Genomic DNA, 25,208 nt, shown 5'->3' with positions numbered 1-25,208 from the left:
ACATCATTTGCCGGAGAATTGTTGCAGCGCCAGCCGTATCTTCTCCTCTAGCGTCATATCGGGCGATACCGGAAGCGCGGCGACGGCGGAGGCCACCTCGGACGGCGAGTAGCCCAATCCCAGCAGCGCCGCTGTGAGGTCGTTGCCCTCGGCTGAGGCGGTTCCGACAGTGATGCCTCCCATCTTGTCCTTGAGTTCCAGCAGCAGACGGCTGGCCGTCTTTTTGCCCACGCCGGGTATGTGGCTCAGCATGTCGGCGTTGCCGCTGGAGACCGCCAGCGCAAGCTGGCCCGGGTTCAGCGCCGAAAGCACGGAGAGCGCCACCCGGGGCCCGACGCCGGTGACGGTGAGCAGGACACGGAAGGTCTCCAGTTCCTCCTCGGTGGCGAACCCGTACAGAGCGATGCTGTCCTCTCTGACCTGCATGTTCGTGTATAGCGAGACCGTGCTGCCCGTGTTGCCCAGCGCGCTCAGCGTGGAGGCGGGCACCTGGATATGGAAGCTGACGCCTCCAACCTTAATCACAGCCCCGGAGGCGTTGCGGGAGATCAGCTTTCCTTCAATTCCTGCTATCATTTCAGCAAGCTCGATATATGTTGCGCCTGGATGTGGCACACAGCCACCGCCAGGGCGTCGGCGGCATCGGAGGGCCGCGGCGGCGCCGGCAGATTCAGTATAACACAAACCATCTCCGCCACCTGTTCCTTACCGCTGCGACCATAGCTGGTCACAGACTGCTTGACCTGGGTAGGAGTGTAACGGTGAAGCGGCATCCCGCTTTCGATTATCGCTATCGTCGCCGCGCCTATAGCCTGTCCTACGGCAATGGCCGAGCGGGCGTTCTTGGCCACGAAGGGCTCTTCGATGGCAGCTGTGTCGGGATGGTATTGTCTTATGACATCGCGCAGCTCTCTATGTATCTTGTAGAGCCGGTCTGGCATCTGCATGGTTGATGGAGCATTAAGCGCTCCGCAGGCGACATACTTTATCTCGCCGGATACCTCGTCGATTATGCCGTATCCCAGCGTGAGCGTTCCGGGGTCGATTCCTATGATTCGCATTTCACAAACAATTAATTGCAGGTTCGATATCGCTTGCAGCGGCATTCCATGTACTTAGCGGTGTAGAGCAGTGATACGATTAGTCTTTTATCACTGGCCGCCGTATTCTTCGATGGCGTCATCGGGGAAGTCGGCATTGGTGTATACACGCTGCACGTCGTCGAGCTCCTCAAGCCTGTCCATAAGCTTCAGAGCCTGAATAGCGGATTTCTTATCGAGCGCTATCATGTTCTGCGGGATTCTCGTCAGTTCGGAGGAGGTGATCTTGATGTTCTGAGCTTCCAGCTTCTTCCTCACCGCCTCAAGTTCCTCCGGCACGGTCTGTATTTCCAGGGTGTCACCGTCCTGTTTTACGTCTTCAGCGCCAGCGTCGATAGCTAAAAGTGCCAGGTCGTCGGCGTTGCCCAAAGCTTCGACTACAATCACTCCCTTAGGCTGGAATATCCAAGTGACACAGCCGTTCTCGCCGAGGTTGCCGCCGCCGCGTGAAAAGACATTTCTTACCTCTGCGGTTGTCCGGTTCTTATTGTCTGTAAGTACTTCAATCAGTATTGCTGCACCGCTCGGCCCGTAGCCTTCGTAATGATGTTCTGCAGGTTGGACTCCGCCCAGTTCGCCGGATGCCCTTTTGATGGCCCGTTCGATATTATCTACGGGCATATTGCTGTCGCGGGCCTTCTGCACCGCCAGCCTCAGCTTGAAATTCATCTCGGGATTGGGATCACCCCCGCGCGCCGCGGCCTCGATCTCCTTGCTCAGCTTGGTGAAGAGCGTCCCTCGTTTGGCGTCGGCTGCGCCCTTCTGGCGTTTAATGGTTGACCATTTGGAATGACCTGACATCTTATTTTCTCCCAGCCAACATTACAGACAAATTCTATCACCTTGCAGGTTTCAGGTCTATATGCGCTGCGGCCAGCTTGAAGACAGCTTTAAATGCCATGCCATAGATTTGCAGTAACCAAGACCTTGTGAATAATTTCGTCATATATTGCATAATGTTGTATAATGACAAATATGAAGATGTCGATAGTCCTGCAGATAATAGCGTCCGTGGCGCTGGCTTTGCTGCTATTCTTCGGCGTGCAAACCATCATAGAGAGCCGGGTAGTTGAAGGCTCATCGATGGAGGTTAATCTCCACGATGGCCAGCGCCTGATCGTGGTCAAGGCCGCCTACTGGTTCGGCGAGCCGCAACGGGGCGACGTTGTCATTTTCACGCATCCGCTCGATCCGGAACGAACGCTGGTCAAGAGGGTCGTCGGTTGTCCCGGAGAGTCGATTGAGATTAAGAATTCAACAGTATACATTAACGGCTCTCCGCTGGAGGAGCCTTACGTGAAAGGAACAACAAGTCCTTTGTCTAATATGAAAATACCCGACGGCTGCTATTTCGTTATGGGCGATAACCGCCAGGCCAGCAGCGATTCCCGCAGCTGGGGGCCGCTCCCTGAAGAGAACATCATCGGGCGGGCGTGGCTTCTTTACTGGCCTCTGGAAGACTGGCACCTTATCGACGGCTATTCTTACGCGGAGTGACGCGCTGTCTGTCGTAGAGGAATATTCCGTTCTCGCAAGTATGCTCACAGGTGTTGACCGTCCTTTTTTTGAGGGCTATAATAATACTACATTTGGTATTCAATGTAATTGGAGGGTTCCGGTGGCAAACGAAGTAGGCAAAAGATATGTATGCGCGAAATGCGGCTCCGAGTTTATGGTTACCAAAGCCGGGCAGGGAGCCATAACCTGCTGCGGCGAGCAGATGAAGAAGAAGTAAGCAAAAGGAGTAAGTTCTGTGGCTAATCAGCTAGGCAAACGGTTCAAATGCAGCGTATGTAACACCGAGGTATTGTGCGTAAAGGCCGGCGATGGTGTGGTTTCGTGTTGCGGCAAGGATATGGAAATGCAGGAAGCCCGCCCGTTGCCGTCCTCGGATTAACGGTCTGATCCGGATCGAATTTATCAAGCCGGAGGCACCTTATCGCAGTTGCGGTGAGGTGCTTTTTATTTGATGCGAGAGGGAGCCGGGCGATATACTTGACTAACGTCAATCCAACTAATAAACTACGGACACGAGCATATATCAGGAAAGGGACACGATTATGGACTGGGGATTGAAGAACAGGATATATCAGGTGGTGCAGCGCAACGGGCGCTGCCTGATCATGCCCATCGATCACGGGTATTTCCAGGGGCCTACGCGCAAGCTGGAGAAACCGGGCGATACTTTGAAACCCCTGTTGCCTTATTGTGACGCGGTATTCGTCACCAGAGGCGTCCTGCGCCAGGCCATCGATCCCAAGGGCTCGAAACCGATTATCCTCCGCGTATCCGGCGGCTCCAGCGTCGTCGGGCATGATCTTGCCGATGAGGGTATAACGACGGCGATCGAGGATGCAATCCGTCTCAACGTCTCGGCGCTGGGCATATCGATATTTGTAGGCACTGATTACGAGAAACAGTCGCTCCTGAACCTGGCGAAGCTGGTCGATGAGGGCGAAAAGTATGGTATACCGGTAATGGCCGTTACCGCCGTGGGCAAGGAACTGGAGAAGCGCGACGCACGATATCTGGCTCTTGCCTCGCGTATCGCCGCGGAGCTCGGGGCGCGCGTGGTCAAGACATACTGGTGCGAGAACTTCGAGAAGGTCGTGAACGGCTGTCCCGTCCCCGTCATCATGGCCGGCGGGCCCCAGGTCGAGTCGGAGAAAGAGGTCTTCAGTTTCGTCTATGACGGAATGGAGAAGGGGGCCATAGGCGTTAACCTGGGACGGAACATCTGGCAGAACGATTATCCTGTGGCCATGATCAAGGCGCTCAGGGCAATAGTCCACCGGGACGCGTCTCCAATGGAGGCCCAGGAGATATACGATAACGAAAAGAGCGAGGATACGCGCAAGAAGTTCGTCAGGAAGCTAAAGCAGAAGTCGAATTTTGCCGGCGGCGGTGCCGGCGGTAAAGAAATCAAGGATTAACCTTGCGTGTCGCGGTTTACTATAATAACAATGACGTCCGTATCGAAGAGCGGCCTGTATCGAAGATAGGTCCCGGCGAGATGCTGGTGCGCGTCGAGGCCAGCGGCATCTGCGGCAGCGACGTGGCGGAGTGGGACCGCCTCCCCAAGGCCCCGCTTGTTCTCGGTCACGAGATAGCCGGCGTCGTCGCCGCTGTCGGCAAGGGCGTCGAATCTTATAAAGAGGGCGACCGAATCGTCGCCGCGCACCACGTCCCCTGCAATACCTGCCGCTATTGCCTGAGCGGCCATCATACCGCATGCGATACTTTACGGCGCACCAAGTTCGATCCCGGCGGCTTCGCCGAGTTCGTGCGCCTGCCCGCGATAAACGTCGACCGCGGTGTGTTCAAGATACCGGAGGGCGTCTCGTTCGAGGATGCCAGCTTCACCGAGCCGCTGGCCTGCGTGCTGCGCGGCCAGCGCACGGCGCGGCTGCAGCCGGGGCAGAGCGTCCTGGTCATGGGCAGCGGCATCGCCGGGCTGATCCATATACACCTGGCCGGATTGCTGGGGGCCACGCGCGTCATAGCGACGGATGTATCTGACGCGCGGCTGGAGGCGGCGGGACGCTTCGGCGCTTACGCCGCGCTGAACGCCAACGAGGATATCGCTTCGCATCTGCGTCGACTCAACAACGGCCGTCTGGTCGACCTTGTAATCGTCTGCACAACTGCGCCGGCGGCTTTCGATCAGTCGATCAGCCTCGTCGAGCGCGGCGGCACCGTGCTCTTCTTCGCGCCGCCGGAGCCTGACTACAGAATGTCGCTGCCGGTGAACAAGCTGTTCTACAAGAACGATATCACGCTTACCACATCGTACGCGGGCAACCCGGCGGATTATGCCACGGCGCTGGAACTCATCGCCAGCCGCAGAGTGTGCCTGAATCGAATGATCACGCACCGATTGCCGCTGGCTGATATCGGCAAAGGTTTCAACCTCGTCGCCGCGGGCAGCGAGTGCATCAAGGTCATCATCGAGCCGCAGAAGTAGAGAGTGGTATTAATCAACCCTCTGTTATCCCCCATTCTTGGGGGATTAAAAAAGAGTTAGGGGACACCCCTAAGACCCCGTCAGGAGACGCCGTCTCCTGTACCTCTGTTAGGTCGCTAACCTCTTCAGGAGGACTAACACTGACGGTTTATTGACAGCCCATCCGGTGTCGGGAAAACCACGAGGCGGAGCCTCTTCCCCCTCTTTTTAGAAGAGGGGGTTAGGGGGTGTTAATTCATAATTTCTTCCCTCTCCCTCCGCAGGGAGAGGGTCAGGGTGAGGGTCGTGCCCGTCATTCCGGCGAAGGCCGGAATCCATAGCGAGGGCGTATCGCGCTACGACCATACGGGGCCGCTTGTTATTCGGTGGGCGTAGCCCACCTACGTATCTTCGTCGTGTAGGGGCAGGGCAAGCCCTGCCCGATATATAGGGCGCAGCAAGCGGCGCCCCTACTGCGCCGCCCGGCTATCGTTTTCTTAATCTGAGCACTAGAGCAATGACCAAAGCCGCCGCCAGAATACAGCCCACTATGATTAGAACCAGCGTCTCGGTGTTATCCGAGTCGTCGTCTGCGCCTCCAGTCGGCGGCATGGCTGTCGCTGTCGGCGTCGCGGTCGGAGACACGGTCGGCGTGGCCGTCGGCGTCGGCTCAACCGTGGGCGTCGCTGTGGGCTCGGCTGTCGGCGCGGGCGTCTCGGCGGGCTCCGGGGCACATTCGCCCGGGGCCATGACGGCGAAGATAGTGAAATGGGTCACGGAGAAGGTTATCGTGTTGGTGTCAGGGTTCACCGTGCCGTTCAGGTATTCCCACGTCCCTGTTGTCTCGTTATAGAAGGCAATGACCAGCTGCGACGCGTCCGTCCCTTCCGGCAGGGCATCCGGATCGTACGTTACGGTTATCTCTATTGCGGGGTCGAAGGTGGCCCCGTCGGGATGGAAGTCGAATGCGGCGATGACCGTCTTGCCGTCCGGAGGACCGGGACAGTAGTCAATGGAATCGACGTTCAGCTCGGTGAGGGGGCTGCCGTTGCCGAAGAGCGCCGTCGTGCCCGCCGGGATATGGATGGACACGTTGCCCTCCGGCGATATGGCGTACACATCACCCTGCACCGTCCCGCTGCCGTCCGTAAGCGCCATTATCTCGTGGTCGAAGATGTCGATATTGAGCTGCAGAACGGATGGAGGAGAGTAGCCGCCCCCTCCGCCCGGCCGCCTGAAGTTGGCTGTGACGGTGATATCGCCGAGCACGTTGGTATCGGTACGGGCTGCCGTGGTTATGCCGTCGCTCCAGCTCAGGAAGTTGTATCCGGCGTCTGGTGTCGCCGTGACCCCGGTGCCGTCCGCGCCGCAGTCCACGGTCTGGGGCGTAGTGCCGTTGATTGTTCCTCCCGTGCCTGCCGTATAGGTCAGGGTGAACTGGTCGATGGCGAAGTTGGCCGTGACCGTGATGTCGCCGAGAATGTTTGTATCGATGCGGGCCGCCGTGGCCAGGCCGTCGCTCCAGTTGACGAAATGGTAACAGGCGTCGGGAACGGCTGTGACCTGGGCGCCGTCCGCCCCGCAGTTGACGACTTGCGGCGTGGCGCCGGTGATAGAGCCCCCGGCCGACGCGTTATAGGTAAGGGTAAAGGTATCGATGGCGAAGTTGGCCTGGACGGCGTAGCTGCCGCTCATATTGATGGTGGTGGAGGCGGTGTTGGGGTCGGCCACCCGGTTGGCGTCCACGCCCGTGCCCGTCCAGTTAACGAAGTGGTAGCAGGCGTCCGGTGTGGCGTTTATGGTGACTATATCGCCGCAATTGTAGCCGTAAGGCCCGGGCTCTCCCGGCGCGGTGACATTCCCGCCCGCGGTGGAGGAAGTGGTCAGCGTGACCTGATCGATGGCGAAATTGGCCGTTGCCGCGATGTTTCCGAGCACGTTAGTATCGGTGCGCGGGTTGTCCGTTACGGCATCGTTCCAGTTAACGAAATGGTAGCAGGCGTCCGCGACGGCCGTGACCGGCAGGCCGTTAGAGCCGCAGTTGACTATCTGGGACGCGTTGGCCGCGATTGCGCCGTGGGCGCCCGCCGAATAGTTGAGAGTGTACTGATATATGGCGAAGTTGGCCTGCACCGAGTAGCTGTGGCTCATATTGATTGTGGTTGAAGCATTGCCGGGGGCGGCCACCATGCCCGCATCCACGCCCGTGCCGCTCCAGTTGACGAAGTAGTAGCATGAGTCGTTGACGGCGGTGATGGGGACTATCTGGCTGCAGTTGTAGGGGCCGAACGGGCCCTCGCCGGGGACGGATACGTTGCCGCCGACGGTGGATGAGGTGTTGAGCATGAAGGTGTCCATGGCGAAGTTGGCTATAACCGTGATATTGCCGAAAACATTGGCATCGGTGCGCGGATTGTCCGTTATGGAATCGCTCCAGTTTACGAAGACGTAGCAGGCGTCCGGGACGGCCTGCACCGCCGAGCCGATCCCGTTGCAGCCCACCACCTGCGGCGACGTGCCGTTGATGGTTCCGTTCGGACCTGCTGTATACGTTAATGTGAAGCTGACATTATGAGTGAGCCCCTGCCACCAGAGGAAAGGATAGCCGTTATTGCTGGCGCCGCTGTAGTCTATGCCCCAGATATCGTCCGTGCCGTTGTCCGATTCGCAGATGAGGTCCCATCCCGCAGCGTAGAAGGTGAAGAAGTCCTTCATCTCGGAGGTGTTTAGGCCCGTGCCGCCGGCGCTGGTTAATTGGCCGGACGTCTGCATGTCCCAGAAGCTGACAGACACTGAACAGTTGTCGTTGAAACCTATCAGACCGCCCAGATTGCCGCTACCGCTCACAGTTCCTTTAGAGTAAGAGTGTTTTACCGAGCCGCCCGAGGTGTCGCCCGAGGTGTAACCAGCTAACCCGCCTACGGTGGTGCCTCCGCTGACGTTCCCGATAGCGTATGAGTTGTTTACCGTGCCGAAGCTGTTTGAACCTACAAACCCGCCGAGATTGGAGGTTCCGCTCACGGTCCCTGTAGAGTATGACATGGTTATTACGGCGGAAAGGCCGTGGTTCTGTCCTGCAAATCCGCCGATGTACTGGATTCCGCTGACATTTCCCCTTGCGTATGAATCGGACACGTTGGCGTAGTTTGTTCCCACGAACCCGCCGACACGGTTGTTGGTTCCGCTGACGTTTCCTGTGGAGTACGAGTTGTTCACCGTGCCCCAGTTGTTTAATCCCACAAATCCGCCTACATCCCAGTTTCCATTCACGCCGCCAGTGGAGTATGAGCTATTCACTGTACCATAGTCGTTATAACCTGCGAATCCACCGACGTGTTGATTACCCGTCACTTTCCCGGCAGCATATGAATCTGATGTAGAGGCGTTGTTTAGACCAACGAGCCCGCCGATGCAGTTGGTTCCGCTTGTATTCCCTGTGGAGTGCGAGTCGTATATTGAGCCGTTGACTTGGTTCTCACCCGCGAGCCCGCCCACGTAATAGCGTCCGTTCACTGCTCCCGCGGCGGAGGAGTTGGATACCGAGCCGCCGGTGACATTTTCTCCCACGAGCCCGCCGACGTCGTCGTTTCCATCTACACTCGCTGTGGAGGAAGAGTTGTCTATGATGCCGTTGCTGGTTCCCGCGAGCCCGCCGACATTGTCCACTCCGTCAACGGTTCCCGAGGCGTAGGAGTTGGAAATGGTGCCGTATCCGCTGCTGTTGTCGTTCCATCCTACAAGCCCGCCGGTATGCATATAAGTTCCGCTCACGTTTGCCGCGGCGGACGAGTTGGAAACGGTACCCATGTTGTATCCCATAAGGCCGCCGACGGACTGAGAGCCGCTCACGTTTCCCGCGGCGGAGCAGTTGTATACGGAGCCGTAGTTTGACCCTGCGAGACCGCCGACAAAGTCGGCTCCGGTTATATTCAAATCGACTAGGCTGACATTGCTCACTGCGGCCCATTCCGGATTTACATATCCGAAAAGGCCCACATTGTCGGCAGAGCGGTTGATGAACAGTCCCGTGACTGTATAGCCGCGCCCGTCGAAGGTGCCGGTGAACGCGCCCGAGCCGTTGCCCACGGGGATGAATCCCGCGCCGCCGTTCCAGCCGGAAGTAGCGGACGCGTCGATGTCATTGGCCAGGGCGTAGTGCGCGGACAGATTGCATATCATGGCCTGCAGTTCGGAGACATTCGTGATGAGCCAGGGATCACCTACGGTGCCGCTGCCGTTTGCGTAGGCGTAGCCCGCGGCGAAATTGGCCGTGACTGTGATGTTGCTGGTGACATTGGTATCGGTTCGCGGATTCTGGGTCGAGCTATCGTTCCAGCTGACGAAGTAATAGCAGGCATCGGGGACGGCGGTGACCGCCGTGCCGTTGCCGCCGTAGGCGACTATTTGAGATGTGTTGCCTGTTACGCTGCCGCCCGCGCCCGCGGAGTAGTTCAGCGTGAAGCTGAAAGGCCCCGGGTAGATATACCAGACCGGCGAGTTCCCCGGCGTCTGCCATGAAAGGTAGGGATAGCCGTTGTTGATATTTACCGTGTTTTCCTCTATGTCCCAGCCGGAGCCGTTGAAGGTTGACAGGGTCTTCATCTCGGCTGTGGTCTTGCCCGTGCCGCCGGCGCTTATCGACTGGTTGGAGGTCTCCGTGTCCCAGAAGCTGTTGTACACCTCGCTGCTTTCATTCCGGCCCAGGAATCCGCCGATTTCGACGCCGGTTCCGCTGACGTATCCCGTGGAATACGAGCTGTTGATCACACCGCAGCCGTTATCGGTCCCCACGAGCCCGCCGACGTCGCTGGCCCCGCTCACGTTACCTGCAGCATACGCGTCGATTATATCGCCGCAGTTGTTATAACCCACGAGCCCGCCGATGTTGCTGTTCCCCGCGCTCACGTTTCCCGTGGCATAGGAGCGGGATATTAAACCAAGGTTTTCTCCGGCGAGCCCTCCCGCTACCTGGTTCCCGGCCACGTTCGCCGCGGCGTACGAACAATTGATCGTAGCGTCATAGGAGTTCTCCCCTATGAGCCCGCCGGTATTTTCGCTTCCGCTCACAGCCCCGGCGGCGGAGCAGTTGTACACGGAGCCGTCGTTGTAACCCGCCAGCCCGCCGACATCCAGGTTTCCGCCGACGTCTCCGGTGGCGTAGGAGTTGCTTACCGAGCCGTATTCCTCGCTATACCCCAGGAGCCCTCCGATATAGTCGTATCCGTTGACAGTTCCCGTGGCGTAGGAGTTGTTTATCACGCCATACCCGTAGTTATAGCCTACGAGCCCGCCGACGTTGCCGTCGCCCCCGATGACGTTTCCGGTGGCGCAGGAGTTGTTGACCGAGCCGGAATCAGCGTTGTCCCCCACGAGCCCGCCGACGTTGTCGGTGTTTCCGCTGACTTCGGCGGCGGCGCATGAGTTGTTGACCGTGCCGTTATTGTCCCCTATCAGCCCTCCGACGTCGCCCTGGATTGCATTGACGCTGCCGGTGACGTAGGAGTTATTCACCGCGCCGTCCCAGTTGCCCCCGGCGAGCCCGCCGACGTTGTATAGTCCGGTGATATTCACGTCTATAAGGCTTACGTTGCTGAGGGTGCCGAGGTGAAAATATGCGAACAGGCCTACGAAACTGGTGCTTGACCGGTTGATGAATAGACCGCTGATATTGTATCCGCATCCGTCGAAGCTGCCTTCGAACGGGTTTGAGAAGTTGCCTATGGGAATGAAGCCGTTGCCGTCGCTCCAATTGCCCCAGTCTAATACGGTCAGGTCGATGCTGTTGTTCAGCGCGTAGTGGGCGCTGAGGTTGAGTTTCATGTTCTGCAGGTCGCACACGTCGCATATAAGGTAAGGATTGCCTGTTGTGCCGATGCCGCCTTCCGGATCGCCGTTCCATATCCTGAAAAATTCGCAAAGTCCTTCATCAAAGTTCGATAACAAATCGAAGTCGGTGCAGAATAGATCATCGGTGCCGCTTTCACAGGCCTCTACCCGGATGTTGTAAAAACCATCGGCATATGCGGAGGAGTTCAATGAAAAGGAAGTGGCGCTTAGGTTACTGGCTATTTGTGTTTCTACCGCCTCATCATCGATCAGAGATACATTATAGGTAAGGGGGTCATTGTTGGGATCGGTTGCAGGGAACCAGCTGATGGTTACATTGCCCTGGTAAATACCGGGAGCCGGCGCTGTGAATGCGCTGGGGTTAGGCGGCAGGTTGGGCAGTTCGCTAAAAGAGAAAAGAGACTTGGCGCTTGAAAAATTATAAGACGTCCCGCCCTCTTCATATCCAACAGCTACATATACCTCCATGCTGTTGTATGGGTCTGCCGGAAATTCTCTTGCGAAGTGCACGTGCGCATCCGGACAGCCGGACTGCAGGGCGAAGGTCGTGCCGCTGCCTTTATACCAGGTGCCGTTGTTCTCGCCGGGATGGTATTTCAGGTCCCAGCCGCGGTTCTGCAGCTGGTGGCCGGTGGTAAAGATGACCCAGAAATCACCGCTGATATCAATGGATTTATTGCCTATTTCTATTTTCGCTTCACTATTGGTAGAAAGGGGGATAAGAAAATGGCTTGAATTTGGACTGTGTGTATGGTGATAGTCTGAGGCCTGACTAATGGTTCCTACAAGTTCCACATCGGTGTGATTTCTCCAGGCTTCGTTAGAAAAATTACCACTCTGAAATTCGGAAATGTTAAACCCGTTGCCCACAAGGAACACCTGCATATCCACACTGAGAGGGGCTGTGGTTTTAGGCGTTGCATACAGCTCGATGAAGAAACTGGTGTTGGCGCCCATGTCGAAATGATTGGTGAAATGCATCAGGTGGTAGCTGTCTCTCCAGAACCTGGAATTCGATGGCGATGAGTTTATGCCGCGAATAAATGCGATTTCCGGATATATGTTGTCCGGCCGCAGCAGGTTAAACGACCAGGTACCTGCGGGGCCTTCCGTTGCTTCACGGGTAAATGGGACATTGGGATCGGGATTAGGTGTCCCGTTGGTCAGGAAATCCCAGTCGCTGTTGTTTACGCCGGCGTTTTGCGGACGGATCACAAAAGAAACATTATTGATCGTTCTTCCGCCCGGATCAACATTCACCGATAGTGTGTAAAAGTCGAAGCGTGTAATATTCAACTGAGGGGCAATGCCAAGTCCGGTGATGCTGCTGTTGTTCAATGTCCCGTCCGCGGCTACCGCCCCGTGTGACGGCAGGGCGGCCAGCCCGCCAACCACAGCGGCGAGAAGTATTATTATCGTGATATACCCGGCGATGGATTTGAACTGCATTAAGATTGGCCTCCCTTAAAACCCTAACGATTCGAGCCCTGTATACGAAGACTGTATTCGTATACGTAAGTTGGAAAAATATAACATCCTTTTGACATAAAGTCAATGTATTTTAATGTTTTTTATGGTTTAATTGCCGCACGATAGCGATAATCCGGCAGCTCTCTTGGAGCGTGGAAGTGTAATGCAGGGCTTCGTACAAATCGCGGCCCGCGGCGAAGCTGCCGTGGGCGTATACCACAGCGGCTCGATTGTCGATCAGCGCTTTTGCGATATCGTCAGCCATTTTCCCCCCGTACACCTTTTCCCCGCGCCCTATGATCGGCACGTTCGGCATGTAATACGAACCTTCCACATCCAGCGGCTCGATTCTGTCGTCGGCGATGGAAAGGGCGATGGCGTATGAAGGGTGGGCGTGGACCACGGCCAGGGCGGGGGTGTGACGGTAGATGGCGCGGTGCACGGCTATCTCCGAGGAGGCGGTTTCAGGAGTATCGCTATCGTCGATGCCTGCCTCGACCAGGTCGCGCTCGCCGATGTGTCCCAGCATGCAGCCGGAGCGGGTGATGATGATGCGATCGCCGCGGCGTATGCTCATGTTGCCGCCGTGAGATGTGATGAGTCCGCGAACGAATAAGTTGCTGCCGACGACCTGGAACTGCTCCAGTACCGCGTCCGGTATTCCCCTGTTTTTGAATGTTGACATAAGATTCTCGCTTATGCTGGTGAAGGTGTTCTTCACCTTCACCTACCCCTATATTTCGACGAGGTTAAGAACAACGCGCCGAGTAAAAATTCGGCAATCGGGTAGGGGTGACCCTTGTGGTCGCCCGCAACGGTCAGGCACAAGACCTGCCCCTACATATGGGGACACCCCTATCCTTCCATACATCTTAATATCATGGAAGGACCGTCCCCGATTCATCGGGGTACCTCTTTCTCCAGGACTGTCATTGCGAGGAGTACCGCGACGTGGCAATCTCACAGCTGTTCAACCCCCTAGAATCCCCCAATCATGGGGGATGTAAAAAAATAGTTAGGGGGCACCCCTATAACCCCGTCAGGAGAGGAATCTCCTGTACCTCTCTTCGACCTTGGATGTAGGGGCAATCCTTGTGATTGCCCGCAAAAGGGCGAGACGACCTCTCTCCTACGATTAAAATCCCCCGCGTAGGGGCACGGCTTGCCGTGCCCTCTGGATCATCCGGTCAAGCCGTATGATGACATATGGGGACACCCCTATCCTTCCATATACCTCAATATCATGGAAGGACACCCCTGATCGAACGCCCCCTCGGCTGTATACTTCCCTCTCTTTATGGAAGAGGGGGATAGCAGGGTGAGTTAGTCGCCACCTAGCAGAAAGACGTTTCGCCCTCAGCCTCAACTCGAACGTTCGTTCAAGAGATACGATTAAAGGACAAAACGTCTGTAAGCAACCAGTCGAAGTCCGGCGCTACTGGGCCGGGGCGTCTTTGGCCTTCTGCGCTGTGTTCAGGCTTTTCGTTAAGCGGGACTTGCGGCGCGCGGCGTTGTTGGGGTGGATAACGCCTTTCTTGGCGGCCTTGTCCAGGGCGCTGGATGCCTCTTTGACCGCTGCGGCGGCGGCGTCCAAGTCCTTCTCGTCGATGAGATCTCTCGCCTTGGTCACGGCCGTCTTGGCGTAGCTGCGAACCGGCTTGTTTCTGGCCGTCTTTTTCGCGTGTACGCGCGTTGCCTTCATGGCGGATTTTGTGTTTGCCAAAACCTTTACCTCCTATGTGAGTCGTATTGCGCTTATTACGCCCTGCACCCCTTCTATCTTGGACAGGAGCCGGCTCAACTGGCCCAGCCCCTTTGTCTGCAGGGTTAGATTTATCGATGATGTACCGTCACCACGATCGACTATATTTGCCGAAGCGATGTTGACGCTCTCCTCCGCCACTATCCCAGTTATATCCCGCAGGAGCCCCATGCGATCGAACACATCGATACGCACCGGAACGTTGTATAGATGCTCTCCCGCGCCCCAGCTCACGTCGATCAGCCGCTCTTTTTCCGCGGTACCGGCGATGTTGGGGCAGTCTTTCCTGTGGACGCTGATGCCCCTGCTGCGGGTGACGTAACCGATTATATCATCTCCGGGCATGGGATTACAGCAGGTGGCGAGCTGCGTGAGCAGATTGTCGGCGCCCTTCACATGTATTCCGGATGCGGCCTCATGCTTTTTGGGCGCTACCTGCGGCAGAGGCTTCTCCTCCGGTATAGTAAGCCTGTTAGCGATCTGGTGGATGCTGATATCCCCGTAACCGATAGCGGCCAGGAGTTCGTCCGCGCTGTCCTTTTTGAAAATCGCCGCGAGTTCATCTTCAGCGATCGATATGCCTAGCCGCTTCATCTCTTTGTCCAGGATCTCCCTGCCGCGCTCTATATTTTCGCCGCGTTCCTGCTTGCGGAACCATTGCCTGACCTTTTCTTTGGCATGCGATGTGCGCAGGTAGCCGAGGTCCGGGTTGAGCCAGTCCCGGCTGGGGCCCCTGTCGCTCTTGGGCGCTATTATCTCCACCGTGTCTCCCGATTTCAGCTGGTGGGTCAGCGGCACCATGCGCCCGTTTACCTTGGCTCCGGTGCAGCGGTGTCCCAGGTCCGTGTGCACCCTGTAGGCGAAGTCCAGCGGCGTCGAGCCGGCGGGCATGTCCTTTACCTGGCCTTTGGGCGTGTATACCATCACGGTGTCGCCAAAGAGGTCGATCTCCATCAAATCGACGAAGTCGCTGCCGGTTATATCCTTGAACTGCTGGATAAGGACGCGCAGCCCGTCGATGCGCTTGTCGAACTTGTCGTCAAGCCTGCCGTCTTCTTTGTAACGCCAGTGCGCGGCCACGCCGAATTCAGCCGCCTTGTGCATCTCGCGGGTTCTTATCTGTATCTCAAAAGGGGGAAGGTTCGGGAAGAGCGTGACCGTCGTATGGATCGACTGATAGGTGCCGCCGCGGGGGTTGGCGATGTAATCGTCGAATTCGCCGGGGAGGGGATGCCACTCGGGATGGTCGGCGTTCTTATGTATGACGCCCAGGGCGTTATAACAGTCCTTGACGTCGTTAACGATTATGCGTATGCCCAGCAGGTCCTGTATCTTGCGGCTGGTCCCGTCCGGATTCCTGTATTTATCTTCCTTCCTTTTGTAGCTATATACGGGTTTTACCCTGCCGTTGATCTCGGCCTTGATCCCGGCTTTTTCCATCTCCTCCTCCAGCACTTTCATGGCGCCGGCTATCCATAGTTTCTTTTCCTTCTTGTTAACGTGTATCTCTTTATCGATCCTGTCGTATGCTTCGGGGTCGACGCAAGAGAACGCCATGTCCTCCAGCTGCGTCTTTATCTCCCAAATACCCAGGCGGTGTGCCATCGGCGCGTAGACGTTGAGCGTCTCCTGCGCCAGGTTCTTGGCCTCTTCCATTCCCTCCGCTGTCCGCTTGTCCGGGTCCATCCTGCTTAAGTTATGCACCCAGCTTATCTCATGCAGGCGGCATGCCAGCTTTATGAATACAACACGGAAGTCTTCCGTCATGGCTACCAGCATCTTGCGCAGGCTCTCGGCGTAAGCGTTCCTGTCGCTTTCGCTCTTACCCTCCGAGAATTCCTTTATCCAGAAGACCTTTTCCAGCTTTGACAGCCTTTCTATAAGCTTGAATACGTCGTGTCCGAACTCCGCTTCTATCTCCGTGAAGTTCGCGTTCTCGTACTGCGGAATTCTGTGGAGCAGCGCCGCCACGATACATCGCTCGTCAAGCTGAAGCTGGGCCACCGTGTAGGCGCTGGACGTGGCGTGTTCCAGGTCTTTCGGATACTTCTTAGCGACTATGGCATGCGCCCTGGTTATCTTGCCAAGGGCGGCCTCGGGCAGATATTCACCCGCCCTCTCTATTAAATCTTTTATCTTGATCTTCTCAGACATGGCTATACTATCTCTATTTGCGCGCCAGAGGATTATACTTTATGAGGGGCATTTGTGTAAATTGTAGTCTTATCTTTGGGTGTCGCGATAGTATCGTGAATCGTCAGCTTCAACTGACTCGGCCTGGATGCCGCGCGGGCAGGCGGGCTGCTATATTGGATACGAGTAGAATGATTCTTCCGCATGTGTCGTGCAAATAGTGGAGGCGATGTGATAAAAGTCATATTTATTGACAGGGGATTTTAGTATATTGTTATTACATAATATCGGGGGGCTATTGACAAAAATGTATAAATATGCTTAAATATCTTCTACAAAGCGTAAATTGGTGGCAAAAAACTGATAGTTTGTATAGAAAGGAGGTGCAAAGAAGGAGAAATGTGGTATAATTAGAAATGTCCATTAGGGGGCGATGAAGCGCAGTCTGTATTTGGTTGCTTGGGCTGCGTGGAGCCAATAGCAAAACCGACCGAATGAAAGGCATAATAAATCTTTCAGGAGGTCTATTTTTATGGAAAGGAAAGTAAGAACAACAAGGAGACAGCGCAGTAAGAGATCGTGGATATTCAGCCCGTTCATAATTGCGCAACTGGCTGTGATCATGGTGCTGTCGGGGGTAGGAGCAGCGTTCGCGTTTACACCGAACACTATTGTGCAGGATTCGCAGCCTTGGGCTGGGACCAGCTCGATAACAGAAACGGCTAATCTTGATGTGACTGATTACTGGTTTGGGTATAACACTGCCCTTACTCAGGTGCACTCTGTTACCGTTGAAATAACAAATACGGATAGTTCTGCACACACCACAGATATAGAGGCGGTTATTCTTGATGGTAGCAGTAACATTGAGTGGTCAGATTCTGCTAGTGGTGTTTCATGCACTGCAAGTACCACTACGACTTACACTTTCACTTTCACTACCGACGTAGCTTTCAGTGAGGTTGTTACGCTGAATATCGTCCTTACTGAGCAGTCCTAAAATTAGAGAATAAGATAGAGTAAATAAGCAATACTCGGAGTGATTTTAGGGCAAGTATTTCAAGGGGGCGCTGTCCTGCGGCGCCCCCTTTATGGCTTCCAATGGTATAATTTCGAGTGTCGAGAATAGGCTTAGGGAGCGACGGGTCCACTATATGTTCAAGGGTAAGACTGGCTACTATCTGATAGTTGCGTTGTTCGCGGCAGCGGCCGCTTGGATCGGGTACTTCATCACTCAGGTTATCAGAAGCAATGCTCTGAGTTCGACATCGCTGATATGGATGTCTTTAATAGCGGCGGCTGTGGTTGTTGGTATCGGCCTTGTTTATTTCTCTACAAAACGTCGGCACGGAGAGCAGGAGATACCTTTTAACGTTATGGATACGGAGAACGTTAGAGTCAAGACCTACAATCTTATAATGGCTACTTCCAAACGGAACCCGGGAACTGCGTCGGTGAGGTCAACAGACATGGTTAACGGCATAGCTGTGGAACCGGTAAATAAAGACGTTATGCCCCACCGCATCCGGGTGGAGGTTCGGATAAATGAGGATCAGGAGCAGATTGCGGGCAGGGAGATGGTGATAAACGCTGGAGCGACTGTTCCCGTTACGCTACGTTTACCAAAGCTGTTGCGTCTGGCGGAGATAGCGATGGTGGACATAAGGATCAGGCAGGTTTAGCTCGCGGGTTTGAATCGCAATGAAAGCGCTATCGATAAGGAAACTATTTTTTATCGCTGTGGCACTGGTCGTAGTGTTTACGGGCGGCGGTATTGCCTATGCGCTCACTGTTCATCAACTTCCCGATACTGGCTGGTCTAAGTACGATCGCAACTTCGGTACGTGGACTGTTACCAGCCAGCCGGAGTTCCAGGCGGGCGTACTCAATAATGTCGATGTCATCTCAAGCCCCGGCGATGTCAAGATAGCGACCTCCTCGGATTGGCTTAATGGTTACGCTTACAGGAAATCAATGAGCATCAGCGCCGCCGAAAATACATATTTGAACTCAGGCGGAACAATAACTATGGACGGAGACTACACCGTCCATACTTTCACCAGCGGGGGCACTTTCATCGCAGGTAAAGATGGTGATGTTGAGGTGCTTGTTGTAGGTGGTGGCGGTGGTGCGGGAAGGGGCACAACGAATACGCGTTTGAATGCTGGTGGTGGTGGGGCGGGTGGCCTTATATATATAGATGCCTATACGGTATCTGCTGGGAATCATAATGTCGTTATTGGTAGCGGCGGCGCTGGTTCCACGGGTACTTCCAGTGCAGGTTCGGATGGCTCCGATTCTCAATTTGGAAACCTGATTGCTGAAGGTGGAGGGGGAGGTGGCAGTTCCAGCGCTAGAAATGGGCGTGCTGGTGGCTCGGGTGGTGGTGCCGGTGTTTCAGCTACTTGGTTTTTTGTGTGGATTTGGTCTTATGGCACAGGCGGAAGTTCCAGCCAGCCAACTTCCAACGACGGCTACCCGAACACAGGTTTTGGAAATGCCGGTGGAACTTCAAGTGCAAGCAGTCAAATGGGACAGGGTGGTGGTGGTGCTGGTGCTGTGGGGTCGGGAACAACCGGCGGTGCGGGAAAAACCTATGCGATTTCAGGAAGTGATGTAACTTATGCTAAGGGTGGAAATGCCCAGTCGAGTGGTTCGAGTGGTTCTGCGAATACAGGTAACGGGGGTGATGCTGCGGCGTCCAATTCCGGAGCTAACGGTGGGGCGGGCGGCTCGGGTATAGTAATTGTAAGATGTTTAACCTCGGATTTCATGAGCGATAATTCTCAGACCAACTATCAGATGCAGTTGACGGTTAGTAATTCAAGCGGAGTCAGTTCAGGTTCTACAGTCTATCTTAACGGTGCCTCTCTCAATTGGCCTTATGATATCAGATTTACGGATAGCTCCGGCACCGGTTTGCTTGATTACTGGATTGAGGAAAACGATTCCCTAGTAGCTACTGTATGGGTCGAGTTTAGTTCTATACCGGCATATCCCGATGAAGGTTCGTTCTACATTTACTACGACAATGCCGATGCCTCAGACGCGAGCAATGGAGGAAACACATTCATATTCTTCGATGATTTCTCCGGGGATCTGAGCAAGTGGAGTACTCATGTCTCTTACGGCACCGTCGGTATAAATACGGACGACGGTTATCCCGCCCCGTGTCTCGAGATTGGCGGGGGCATCACGAGCGGCAACTACGCTTTCACCGCCGTCGGCACGGACGCGAGCTATAGCACATTTCAGGACGGCATAATAGAGGCGGATATCTATCCGGCCACGGACGCTCTGCCTGAAATAATTTTCCGGGGCGTTTATGCTTCTAATGCCGGATATAAGGGCCGGTGGGATTGCCGCACCGGCATGGAGACGCCGTGGATGATATATCCATATAGCGGATGGACCGGCTTTGGCACGGCGGTGACGCAGTTCGGACTGGCCAACCAGTGGCAGAAAGCCAAGCTTGTCATCAGCGGCTCGACATTCAGCATATACAGCAATGGCGTATTGCAGTCTACTGAAACCGATGTCACCTATACCGGTCCGGGCGAGATCGGCTTAGCCAACCATTATGGCGCGTATGTCCTTGTGGATAACATACGGGTGCGCAAGTATGCGTCGCCTGAACCGACTTGGGGTGCCTGGGGGGTGGAGGAGACGCCGTCATATAACATGATCGATAATACCATCGCTTCCAATGTCTTCGATACCGGACAGGCCGGCGCCCGTTGCGACCTTCTGAGCCGGGATGAGTCATTGCCGGCTGGCACCAGTATAACTTTTGAGGTGCGTGCGTCGGACACCACATTCGTTAAAAGCGACCTTGCTCCTATATGGCAGGACGCTTCGGTGATACCCGCTGTATTCGGGCAATACCAGCAATGGCGTGCGACATTGTCCACTACTGACGGCGGCGTCACTCCTGTGCTGCACGAGGTGCGAGTCCTCTACTCATGGTAGAGTTAAAACCTCTTTCGTTTGGTTTTGTCGATTTGATATCTTTACAACACCCCCGTCTTATTGTATCCTACGTTAATTCGGTTGATGTGAGAGGTTGATGAATGTATAAGGCGCCGCGTGGAACCATCGATATACTGCCCGCAGAACAGGCGTATTACAAATATGTAGAGTCTCAGGCCGCGGAGATGTGCCGCCGCTACGGCTACGGGCGCATCGAGACGCCCGTGTTCGAGGATGCCGGTCTCTTCGTGCGGACGATAGGCCAGGGGACGGACATCGTCGAGAAGGAGACCTATACCTTTAAAGACCGCAGCGATCAGGAGATGACGCTTCGTCCCGAGGGCACCGCTCCGGTTTGCCGTGCCTACATCGAGCACGGCATGCATTCCCTGCCGCAGCCGGTCAAGCTCTACTACTTCGCGTCGATATTCCGCTACGAGAGGCCGCAGAAGGGGCGCTACCGCCAGCATCACCAGTTCGGCGTGGAGGCCATCGGCGAGAGCGATTCCGCGCTCGATTCCGAGGTTGTCGAGATGTCCTGGAACTTCTACGCCGTGCTCGGATTGAACGATCTCGTTCTATATATCAACAGCATCGGTTGCAGGGAGTGCCGCCCGGGTTATATCAAGAAGCTCAAGAGATATTACTCGTCTCATATCGACGAGGTCTGCCCGCAGTGCAAGATTCGATACGAGCGCAACCCGCTGCGCCTGCTGGACTGCAAGGAGCCGGCCTGCCAGGGCCTGGCGGACGCGGCGCCAAAGAGCGAAGCTTCCCTTTGCCCCGAATGTAAACAGCATTTCAAAGAGGTCCTGAGGAATCTCAAGATCGTAAAGGTTCCATATAAGAAGAACCATCGACTGGTGCGCGGCCTCGATTATTACACCCGCACCGTTTTCGAGATACAGCCCGCGGCGGGCGGCGGCGCGCAGAGCGCGCTGGGCGGTGGGGGGCGCTACGACAACCTCATCGAAGAATTAGGGGGCAAGCCCGCGCCCGCGATCGGGTTCGCCGCCGGCATCGACCGCATCGTAATGTGTCTCAAGGAGCAGGGCGTGGAGCCGCCGCCGAGCGAGGACCAGGGGATATATGTCGCTTACGCGGGTGAGAAGGCCAAGGCCGAAGCGATAAGGCTGACCGCCGAGATGCGCACCGCCGGTATACCGGTTCATATCGGATACGGCGGCAAAAGTTTGAAATCGCAGATGCGCCAGGCCAACAACCTGGGCGTGTCGTTCGCATTCATATTCGGGGATGACGAGGTTGAGAAAGGGACCGTAATGTACAAGGACATGGAGGGTGGCGAGCAGTGGGAGGTGGAGATCTGTGAAGTCATAAGCCTGCTGACACAGGGCTAGCGGATAACGTAGAAGAAGAGCTCTCGTTAGGGTTCTTCTTTTTGTTTTATAATGGGTAGCGGATATTTGCGTCAGGGGCATGCCGGATGGATGTTCCGCGGGCGTATGGCCATACGCCCCTACGCGATTGGATACATATAGGGTCGAACCTCCGTGTTAGCCCTGTGGATTCCGGCGAAAGCCGGAATGACGGCAAGGGAAGTTCAGAGGGATTACCCTCTGGCAGGGTGTTAGGGGTGTCCCCTAATATTTATGTCCCCCAACGTGTGGGGGACTAGCAGGGGGTTCGGATATGGTTTCCCCTTTTAAGGGGATGCCAGGGGTTACATTAAAAATGTTCGATAAACTCGAATCAATTGAAAAACGCTACGAAGAGCTGAACCAGCTCATGTCTCAGCCCGAGGTCATATCCGATCTGGATAAGCTTCAATCGCTGGCCAAGGAGCAGGCATGGATAAGCGACACCGTGGCCAGGTTCCGCGAGTATAAGAAGGTTCTTAAGGAGCTTGAGGACACGCGCTCAATGAAGGCCAAGGGACTGGATGAGGAGATGTCCGTCCTTATCGATGAGGAAATGGAAAAGCTGAGCAATCGCCAGCAGGTGCTGGAGCAGGAGCTTCGCGCCGCGCTCATCCCCAAGGATAAGAATGATGAAAAGGATGTCATAGTCGAGATACGCGCCGGCGCCGGCGGAGACGAGGCCGGCTTGTTCGCTGCGGACCTGTTCCGTATGTATACCAGATACGCTGAAACGAAGCGCTGGGGGATCGAGGTCATCGACAGCAATCAGAGCGGCATCGGCGGATTCAAGGAGATCATCTTCGAGGTCAAAGGCAGGGGGGCCTACAGCCGCCTCAAGTGGGAGAGGGGGGTTCACAGGGTGCAGCGCGTGCCCGTAACGGAGTCGAGCGGGCGCATACATACGTCTACGGTTACCGTGGCCGTGCTTCCCGAAGCGGAGGAGGTCGATATCAAGATTAATCCTGATGACCTTCGGATCGATATTTATTGCGCAGGCGGCCACGGTGGACAGAACGTGAACAAGGTGGCCACCGCGGTCAGGATAACGCACCTGCCCACGGGCATCGTCACGGTATGCCAGGACGAGCGCTCGCAGCTCAAGAACAAGACCAAGGCTATGGCGGTGATGCGCGCCCGCATCCTGGACCAGGAAAGGCGCAGGCAGGAGGAGGAGATATCGGCGGACCGGCGCTCGCAGGTGGGGACCGGGGAGAGGTCGGAGAAGATACGCACGTACAATTTCCCGCAGGGGCGGGTATCCGATCATCGCATCGGGCTGACATTGCATAACATCGAATCGATACTGGAAGGAAATCTGGATCCGATTATCGACGCGCTTGCCTCCGATGAGCAGGCGCGGGTGCTGGAGAGTTAGTGAAGGTAAAGGAAGCCCTGCACGATACCGCCAAAAAGCTCGCCGCCGCCGTAGAAGAGGCTCCTCTCGAAGCGGAGCTGCTTTTGATGCATGCCATGGATATCGATCGCGTCGGTCTATATGTCGGGCTCGAAGACGACCTGCCGTCACGATACAAAAGCTCGTTGTCTCGGCTGGTCACTCGCCGACTCGCGAAGGAGCCGTCCGCTTATATACTGGGCCATCGCGAGTTCTACGGGCTGGATTTCTACGTGGCGCCCGGCGTGCTCATTCCAAGGCCGGAGACGGAGACGCTGGTTGAGGAATCGGTCGCATATATCCGCAGCAATTTCCCTAACGATTATCCCGTCATCGCCGACATAGGAACGGGCAGCGGGGCCGTCGCGATATCGCTGGCGCACCTGTTTCCCAAGGCGAAGGTCTACGCTACGGATATATCGGCTCAGGCGCTGGATATCGCGACTCTCAATTGTATCAGGCACGGCGTTCGTGTCGAGCTGTTGGAGGGCGACCTTCTCGCCCCACTGCCGCAGGCCGTCGATATCATCGCGGCCAACCTCCCGTATATCAGGGACGATGAGATGGGCGGGCTGAGCGAAGAGATACGGGGTTACGAGCCGCGCGTCGCGTTGTCCGGCGGTGAGGATGGGCTCGATGTTATACGAAGACTTATCATCGACGCGCCGGGTAAGCTTCGAAATGGCGGAGCGGTTCTACTCGAGATCGCGCCGTCGCAGGGAGAGGCGCTGGCGTCGTGGTCTCAAGGCCTCGGTCCCTGGGAAAGAGCCGATCTGGTCAAGGACTGTAGCGGGGTCGGTCGGATTTTGAAATTACTATTGACAAAGCGTCAGCCGTAAGTATAATCTAATATTTTCAATCAGGAAGTGTGATATGACGAAGAAAAAAGACTCGGCGAAAGAAATCGTTCTCCGCAAAGCAAAGGAGAACAAAGTGAGGTTCGTGCGGCTCTGGTTCACCGATATACTGGGGTTCCTGAAGAGCGTGGCGATAACGGTGGAGGAGCTGGATCGGGCGCTGGAGGACGGCATGGGCTTCGACGGCTCTTCTATCGAGGGTTTCGCGCGTATCGACGAGAGCGATATGGTGGCCATGCCCGACCCTACTACTTTCAGCATGCTCCCGTGGCGTCCCAGTGAATTCGCTGTGGCCGCGATGTTCTGCGACGTGCAGAAGCCCGGCGGCGAGGCCTTCGAGGGCGATCCCAGATATGTGCTTAAGAGGAACGTTAAAAGGGCGACGGAACTCGGCTACACGTATTATGTCGGGCCGGAGATGGAGTATTTCTATTTCAAGAAATCGGATTGCGCTGAGCTTATAGACCGGGAAGGATATTTCGATATGAATCCTTCCGATACGTCATCGAACATGCGGCGCGATACAATAATAGCGCTGCAGGATATGGGGATCCATGTAGAGTATTCCCATCACGAGGTCGCGCCCTCTCAATACGAGATAGATCTCAGATATAACGAAGCGCTGAAGATGGCGGACAACGTCATGGTCCTGCGCCTCGTAGTGAAGCAGATAGCGCAGCAGTTCGGCTATTACGCTACGTTCATGCCCAAACCCATGGCTGTCGTTAACGGCAGCGGCATGCACGTGCACCAATCGCTGTTCAAGGGTAAGCGCAACGCCTTCTTTGACGCCAGGGACAAGTATAACCTGTCTCCGGCGGCGAAGTACTTCATGGCAGGGCTGCTTAAGCATTCAGCCGAGATTACGCTTGTAACCAGTCAGTGGGTAAATTCTTACAAGAGGCTCGTTCCCGGCTATGAGGCTCCGGTGTACGTATCATGGGCGCGGCGCAATCGCTCGGACCTTGTTCGCATACCTGAATACAAGCCGGGCAAGGAATACGCTACAAGGCTGGAGTACCGATCTCCCGATCCGGCGTGCAATCCGTATCTGACGTTCGCCGTTATGCTGGCCGCGGGGCTTGAGGGCATAGAAAAGAAATATTCACTGCCGGCTCCTGTAGAGGAGAATGTCTTTGAGATGGGGGAACAGGAGAGGAAACGCAGGGGCATCGGCACCCTGCCCGGCAGCCTGTCCGAGGCCATCTCCTGTGCGGAGGGGAGCAAGCTTTTGAGGAAGGCTCTGGGGGAGCATGTATTCAATACCTTTATTCAAAACAAGAAGATTGAATGGAACCTGTATCGCACACAGGTAACGGATTATGAAGTAAACAGGTATCTGCCCATACTTTAAT

At 55.7% G+C, this 25,208-nt stretch carries 19 protein-coding genes and 1 riboswitch; of the genes, 12 read left to right on the top strand and 7 right to left on the bottom strand.

The genetic code is table 11. The features are described 5' to 3' along the window. Positions 1-3 precede the first annotated feature (3 nt). From ruvA to WC562_08880, 3 genes are read right to left on the bottom strand one after another with little or no spacing between them, the layout of a single operon-like run. Positions 4-576 carry a Holliday junction branch migration protein RuvA gene (gene ruvA, locus WC562_08890; protein MFA5056261.1) on the bottom strand — a complete coding sequence of 191 codons (573 nt, stop codon included), beginning with the start codon at positions 574-576 and terminating at the stop codon, positions 4-6. Further along, on the bottom strand, positions 573-1,106 hold the full coding sequence (gene ruvC / locus WC562_08885; GenBank protein MFA5056260.1) for a crossover junction endodeoxyribonuclease RuvC: 534 nt from the start codon (positions 1,104-1,106) through the stop codon (positions 573-575). The genes ruvA and ruvC overlap by 4 nt, the downstream gene beginning before the upstream one ends. A 45-nt stretch (positions 1,107-1,151) precedes the next feature. Further along, entirely contained in the window at positions 1,152-1,901 is a 750-nt protein-coding gene (locus WC562_08880) for a YebC/PmpR family DNA-binding transcriptional regulator (protein MFA5056259.1), read from the bottom strand. Between the two features lie 165 nt (positions 1,902-2,066). Between WC562_08880 and lepB the strand changes: the two genes are divergently transcribed. The 5 genes from lepB to WC562_08855 all read left to right on the top strand — a co-directional run bounded on the left by lepB (position 2,067) and on the right by WC562_08855 (position 5,064). Beyond that, positions 2,067-2,597 carry a signal peptidase I gene (lepB, locus tag WC562_08875; GenBank protein MFA5056258.1) on the top strand — a complete coding sequence of 177 codons (531 nt, stop codon included), beginning with the start codon at positions 2,067-2,069 and terminating at the stop codon, positions 2,595-2,597. Positions 2,598-2,718: 121 nt separating this feature from the next. Further along, positions 2,719-2,835 carry a desulfoferrodoxin gene (locus WC562_08870; GenBank protein MFA5056257.1) on the top strand — a complete coding sequence of 39 codons (117 nt, stop codon included), beginning with the start codon at positions 2,719-2,721 and terminating at the stop codon, positions 2,833-2,835. An 18-nt stretch (positions 2,836-2,853) separates the two neighbouring features. Beyond that, positions 2,854-2,997, top strand: coding sequence for a desulfoferrodoxin (locus WC562_08865; GenBank protein MFA5056256.1), 144 nt, complete (start codon positions 2,854-2,856; stop codon positions 2,995-2,997). Between the two features lie 163 nt (positions 2,998-3,160). Next, the gene (lsrF, locus tag WC562_08860) at positions 3,161-4,033 is read left to right on the top strand and encodes a 3-hydroxy-5-phosphonooxypentane-2,4-dione thiolase (GenBank protein MFA5056255.1); all 873 of its coding nucleotides are present in this window, start codon (positions 3,161-3,163) and stop codon (positions 4,031-4,033) included. 2 nt (positions 4,034-4,035) lie between these two features. Continuing rightward, positions 4,036-5,064 carry a zinc-dependent dehydrogenase gene (locus WC562_08855; GenBank protein ID MFA5056254.1) on the top strand — a complete coding sequence of 343 codons (1,029 nt, stop codon included), beginning with the start codon at positions 4,036-4,038 and terminating at the stop codon, positions 5,062-5,064. A gap of 465 nt (positions 5,065-5,529) precedes the next feature. Here the strand turns inward: WC562_08855 and WC562_08850 are convergent, their stop codons facing one another. The 4 genes from WC562_08850 to WC562_08835 all read right to left on the bottom strand — a co-directional run bounded on the left by WC562_08850 (position 5,530) and on the right by WC562_08835 (position 16,276). Beyond that, positions 5,530-12,339, bottom strand: a complete 6,810-nt coding sequence (locus WC562_08850; protein MFA5056253.1) for a GLUG motif-containing protein — start codon at positions 12,337-12,339, stop codon at positions 5,530-5,532. A gap of 112 nt (positions 12,340-12,451) precedes the next feature. Continuing rightward, positions 12,452-13,045 carry an aldolase gene (locus WC562_08845; protein ID MFA5056252.1) on the bottom strand — a complete coding sequence of 198 codons (594 nt, stop codon included), beginning with the start codon at positions 13,043-13,045 and terminating at the stop codon, positions 12,452-12,454. A gap of 750 nt (positions 13,046-13,795) precedes the next feature. Then, on the bottom strand, positions 13,796-14,083 hold the full coding sequence (gene rpsT / locus WC562_08840; GenBank protein MFA5056251.1) for a 30S ribosomal protein S20: 288 nt from the start codon (positions 14,081-14,083) through the stop codon (positions 13,796-13,798). Positions 14,084-14,095: 12 nt separating this feature from the next. After that, on the bottom strand, positions 14,096-16,276 hold the full coding sequence (locus tag WC562_08835) for a bifunctional (p)ppGpp synthetase/guanosine-3',5'-bis(diphosphate) 3'-pyrophosphohydrolase (protein ID MFA5056250.1): 2,181 nt from the start codon (positions 16,274-16,276) through the stop codon (positions 14,096-14,098). Between the two features lie 396 nt (positions 16,277-16,672). After that, positions 16,673-16,756: riboswitch (cyclic di-GMP riboswitch) on the top strand. Positions 16,757-16,787: 31 nt separating this feature from the next. Between WC562_08835 and WC562_08830 the strand changes: the two genes are divergently transcribed. The 7 genes from WC562_08830 (at position 16,788) to WC562_08800 (ending at position 25,207) form a co-directional block, all read left to right on the top strand. Continuing rightward, positions 16,788-17,255 (top strand): hypothetical protein, encoded by a 468-nt coding sequence (locus WC562_08830; GenBank protein ID MFA5056249.1) that lies wholly within the window; start codon positions 16,788-16,790, stop codon positions 17,253-17,255. A gap of 91 nt (positions 17,256-17,346) precedes the next feature. After that, positions 17,347-17,937: a hypothetical protein gene (locus WC562_08825; GenBank protein ID MFA5056248.1), complete on the top strand. Its 591-nt coding sequence runs from the start codon at positions 17,347-17,349 to the stop codon at positions 17,935-17,937. Between the two features lie 19 nt (positions 17,938-17,956). Further along, a complete protein-coding gene (locus WC562_08820) occupies positions 17,957-20,224 on the top strand; it encodes a DUF2341 domain-containing protein (protein ID MFA5056247.1) in 2,268 nt (755 codons plus the stop codon). Between the two features lie 101 nt (positions 20,225-20,325). Then, positions 20,326-21,582 carry a histidine--tRNA ligase gene (gene hisS, locus WC562_08815; protein ID MFA5056246.1) on the top strand — a complete coding sequence of 419 codons (1,257 nt, stop codon included), beginning with the start codon at positions 20,326-20,328 and terminating at the stop codon, positions 21,580-21,582. A 334-nt stretch (positions 21,583-21,916) separates the two neighbouring features. Next, on the top strand, positions 21,917-22,978 hold the full coding sequence (prfA, locus tag WC562_08810) for a peptide chain release factor 1 (protein MFA5056245.1): 1,062 nt from the start codon (positions 21,917-21,919) through the stop codon (positions 22,976-22,978). Further along, positions 22,978-23,835 (top strand): peptide chain release factor N(5)-glutamine methyltransferase, encoded by an 858-nt coding sequence (gene prmC, locus WC562_08805; GenBank protein ID MFA5056244.1) that lies wholly within the window; start codon positions 22,978-22,980, stop codon positions 23,833-23,835. Before prfA ends, prmC begins: the two co-directional genes overlap by 1 nt. Positions 23,836-23,869: 34 nt before the next feature. Next, complete coding sequence (locus WC562_08800) at positions 23,870-25,207, top strand: glutamine synthetase family protein (protein MFA5056243.1); 1,338 nt, start codon at positions 23,870-23,872, stop codon at positions 25,205-25,207. Position 25,208: the final 1 nt, after the last annotated feature.

It is taken from the genome of Dehalococcoidia bacterium (assembly GCA_041649635.1).
In the GTDB taxonomy this organism is placed as follows: Bacteria; Chloroflexota; Dehalococcoidia; order E44-bin15; family E44-bin15; genus JAYEHL01.
The sequence above is the reverse complement of the archived record's forward strand: the minus strand, read 5'-3'. Positions and strand labels throughout refer to the sequence as shown.

Excerpts from the sequence above, each read along its gene's own strand:
- WC562_08830 (MFA5056249.1), top strand. The coding sequence starts at position 16,788 with ATGGAAAGGAAAGTAAGAACAACAAGGAGACAGCGCAGTAAGAGATCG.
- WC562_08835 (MFA5056250.1), bottom strand. The coding sequence starts at position 16,276 with ATGTCTGAGAAGATCAAGATAAAAGATTTAATAGAGAGGGCGGGTGAA.
- WC562_08825 (MFA5056248.1), top strand. The coding sequence starts at position 17,347 with ATGGCTTCCAATGGTATAATTTCGAGTGTCGAGAATAGGCTTAGGGAG.
- WC562_08845 (MFA5056252.1), bottom strand. The coding sequence starts at position 13,045 with ATGTCAACATTCAAAAACAGGGGAATACCGGACGCGGTACTGGAGCAG.
- lsrF (MFA5056255.1), top strand. The coding sequence starts at position 3,161 with ATGGACTGGGGATTGAAGAACAGGATATATCAGGTGGTGCAGCGCAAC.
- prfA (MFA5056245.1), top strand. The coding sequence starts at position 21,917 with ATGTTCGATAAACTCGAATCAATTGAAAAACGCTACGAAGAGCTGAAC.
- lepB (MFA5056258.1), top strand. The coding sequence starts at position 2,067 with ATGACAAATATGAAGATGTCGATAGTCCTGCAGATAATAGCGTCCGTG.
- ruvC (MFA5056260.1), bottom strand. The coding sequence starts at position 1,106 with ATGCCGCTGCAAGCGATATCGAACCTGCAATTAATTGTTTGTGAAATG.
- WC562_08820 (MFA5056247.1), top strand. The coding sequence starts at position 17,957 with ATGAAAGCGCTATCGATAAGGAAACTATTTTTTATCGCTGTGGCACTG.
- ruvA (MFA5056261.1), bottom strand. The coding sequence starts at position 576 with ATGATAGCAGGAATTGAAGGAAAGCTGATCTCCCGCAACGCCTCCGGG.
- WC562_08850 (MFA5056253.1), bottom strand. The coding sequence starts at position 12,339 with ATGCAGTTCAAATCCATCGCCGGGTATATCACGATAATAATACTTCTC.
- WC562_08800 (MFA5056243.1), top strand. The coding sequence starts at position 23,870 with ATGACGAAGAAAAAAGACTCGGCGAAAGAAATCGTTCTCCGCAAAGCA.
- WC562_08880 (MFA5056259.1), bottom strand. The coding sequence starts at position 1,901 with ATGTCAGGTCATTCCAAATGGTCAACCATTAAACGCCAGAAGGGCGCA.
- hisS (MFA5056246.1), top strand. The coding sequence starts at position 20,326 with ATGTATAAGGCGCCGCGTGGAACCATCGATATACTGCCCGCAGAACAG.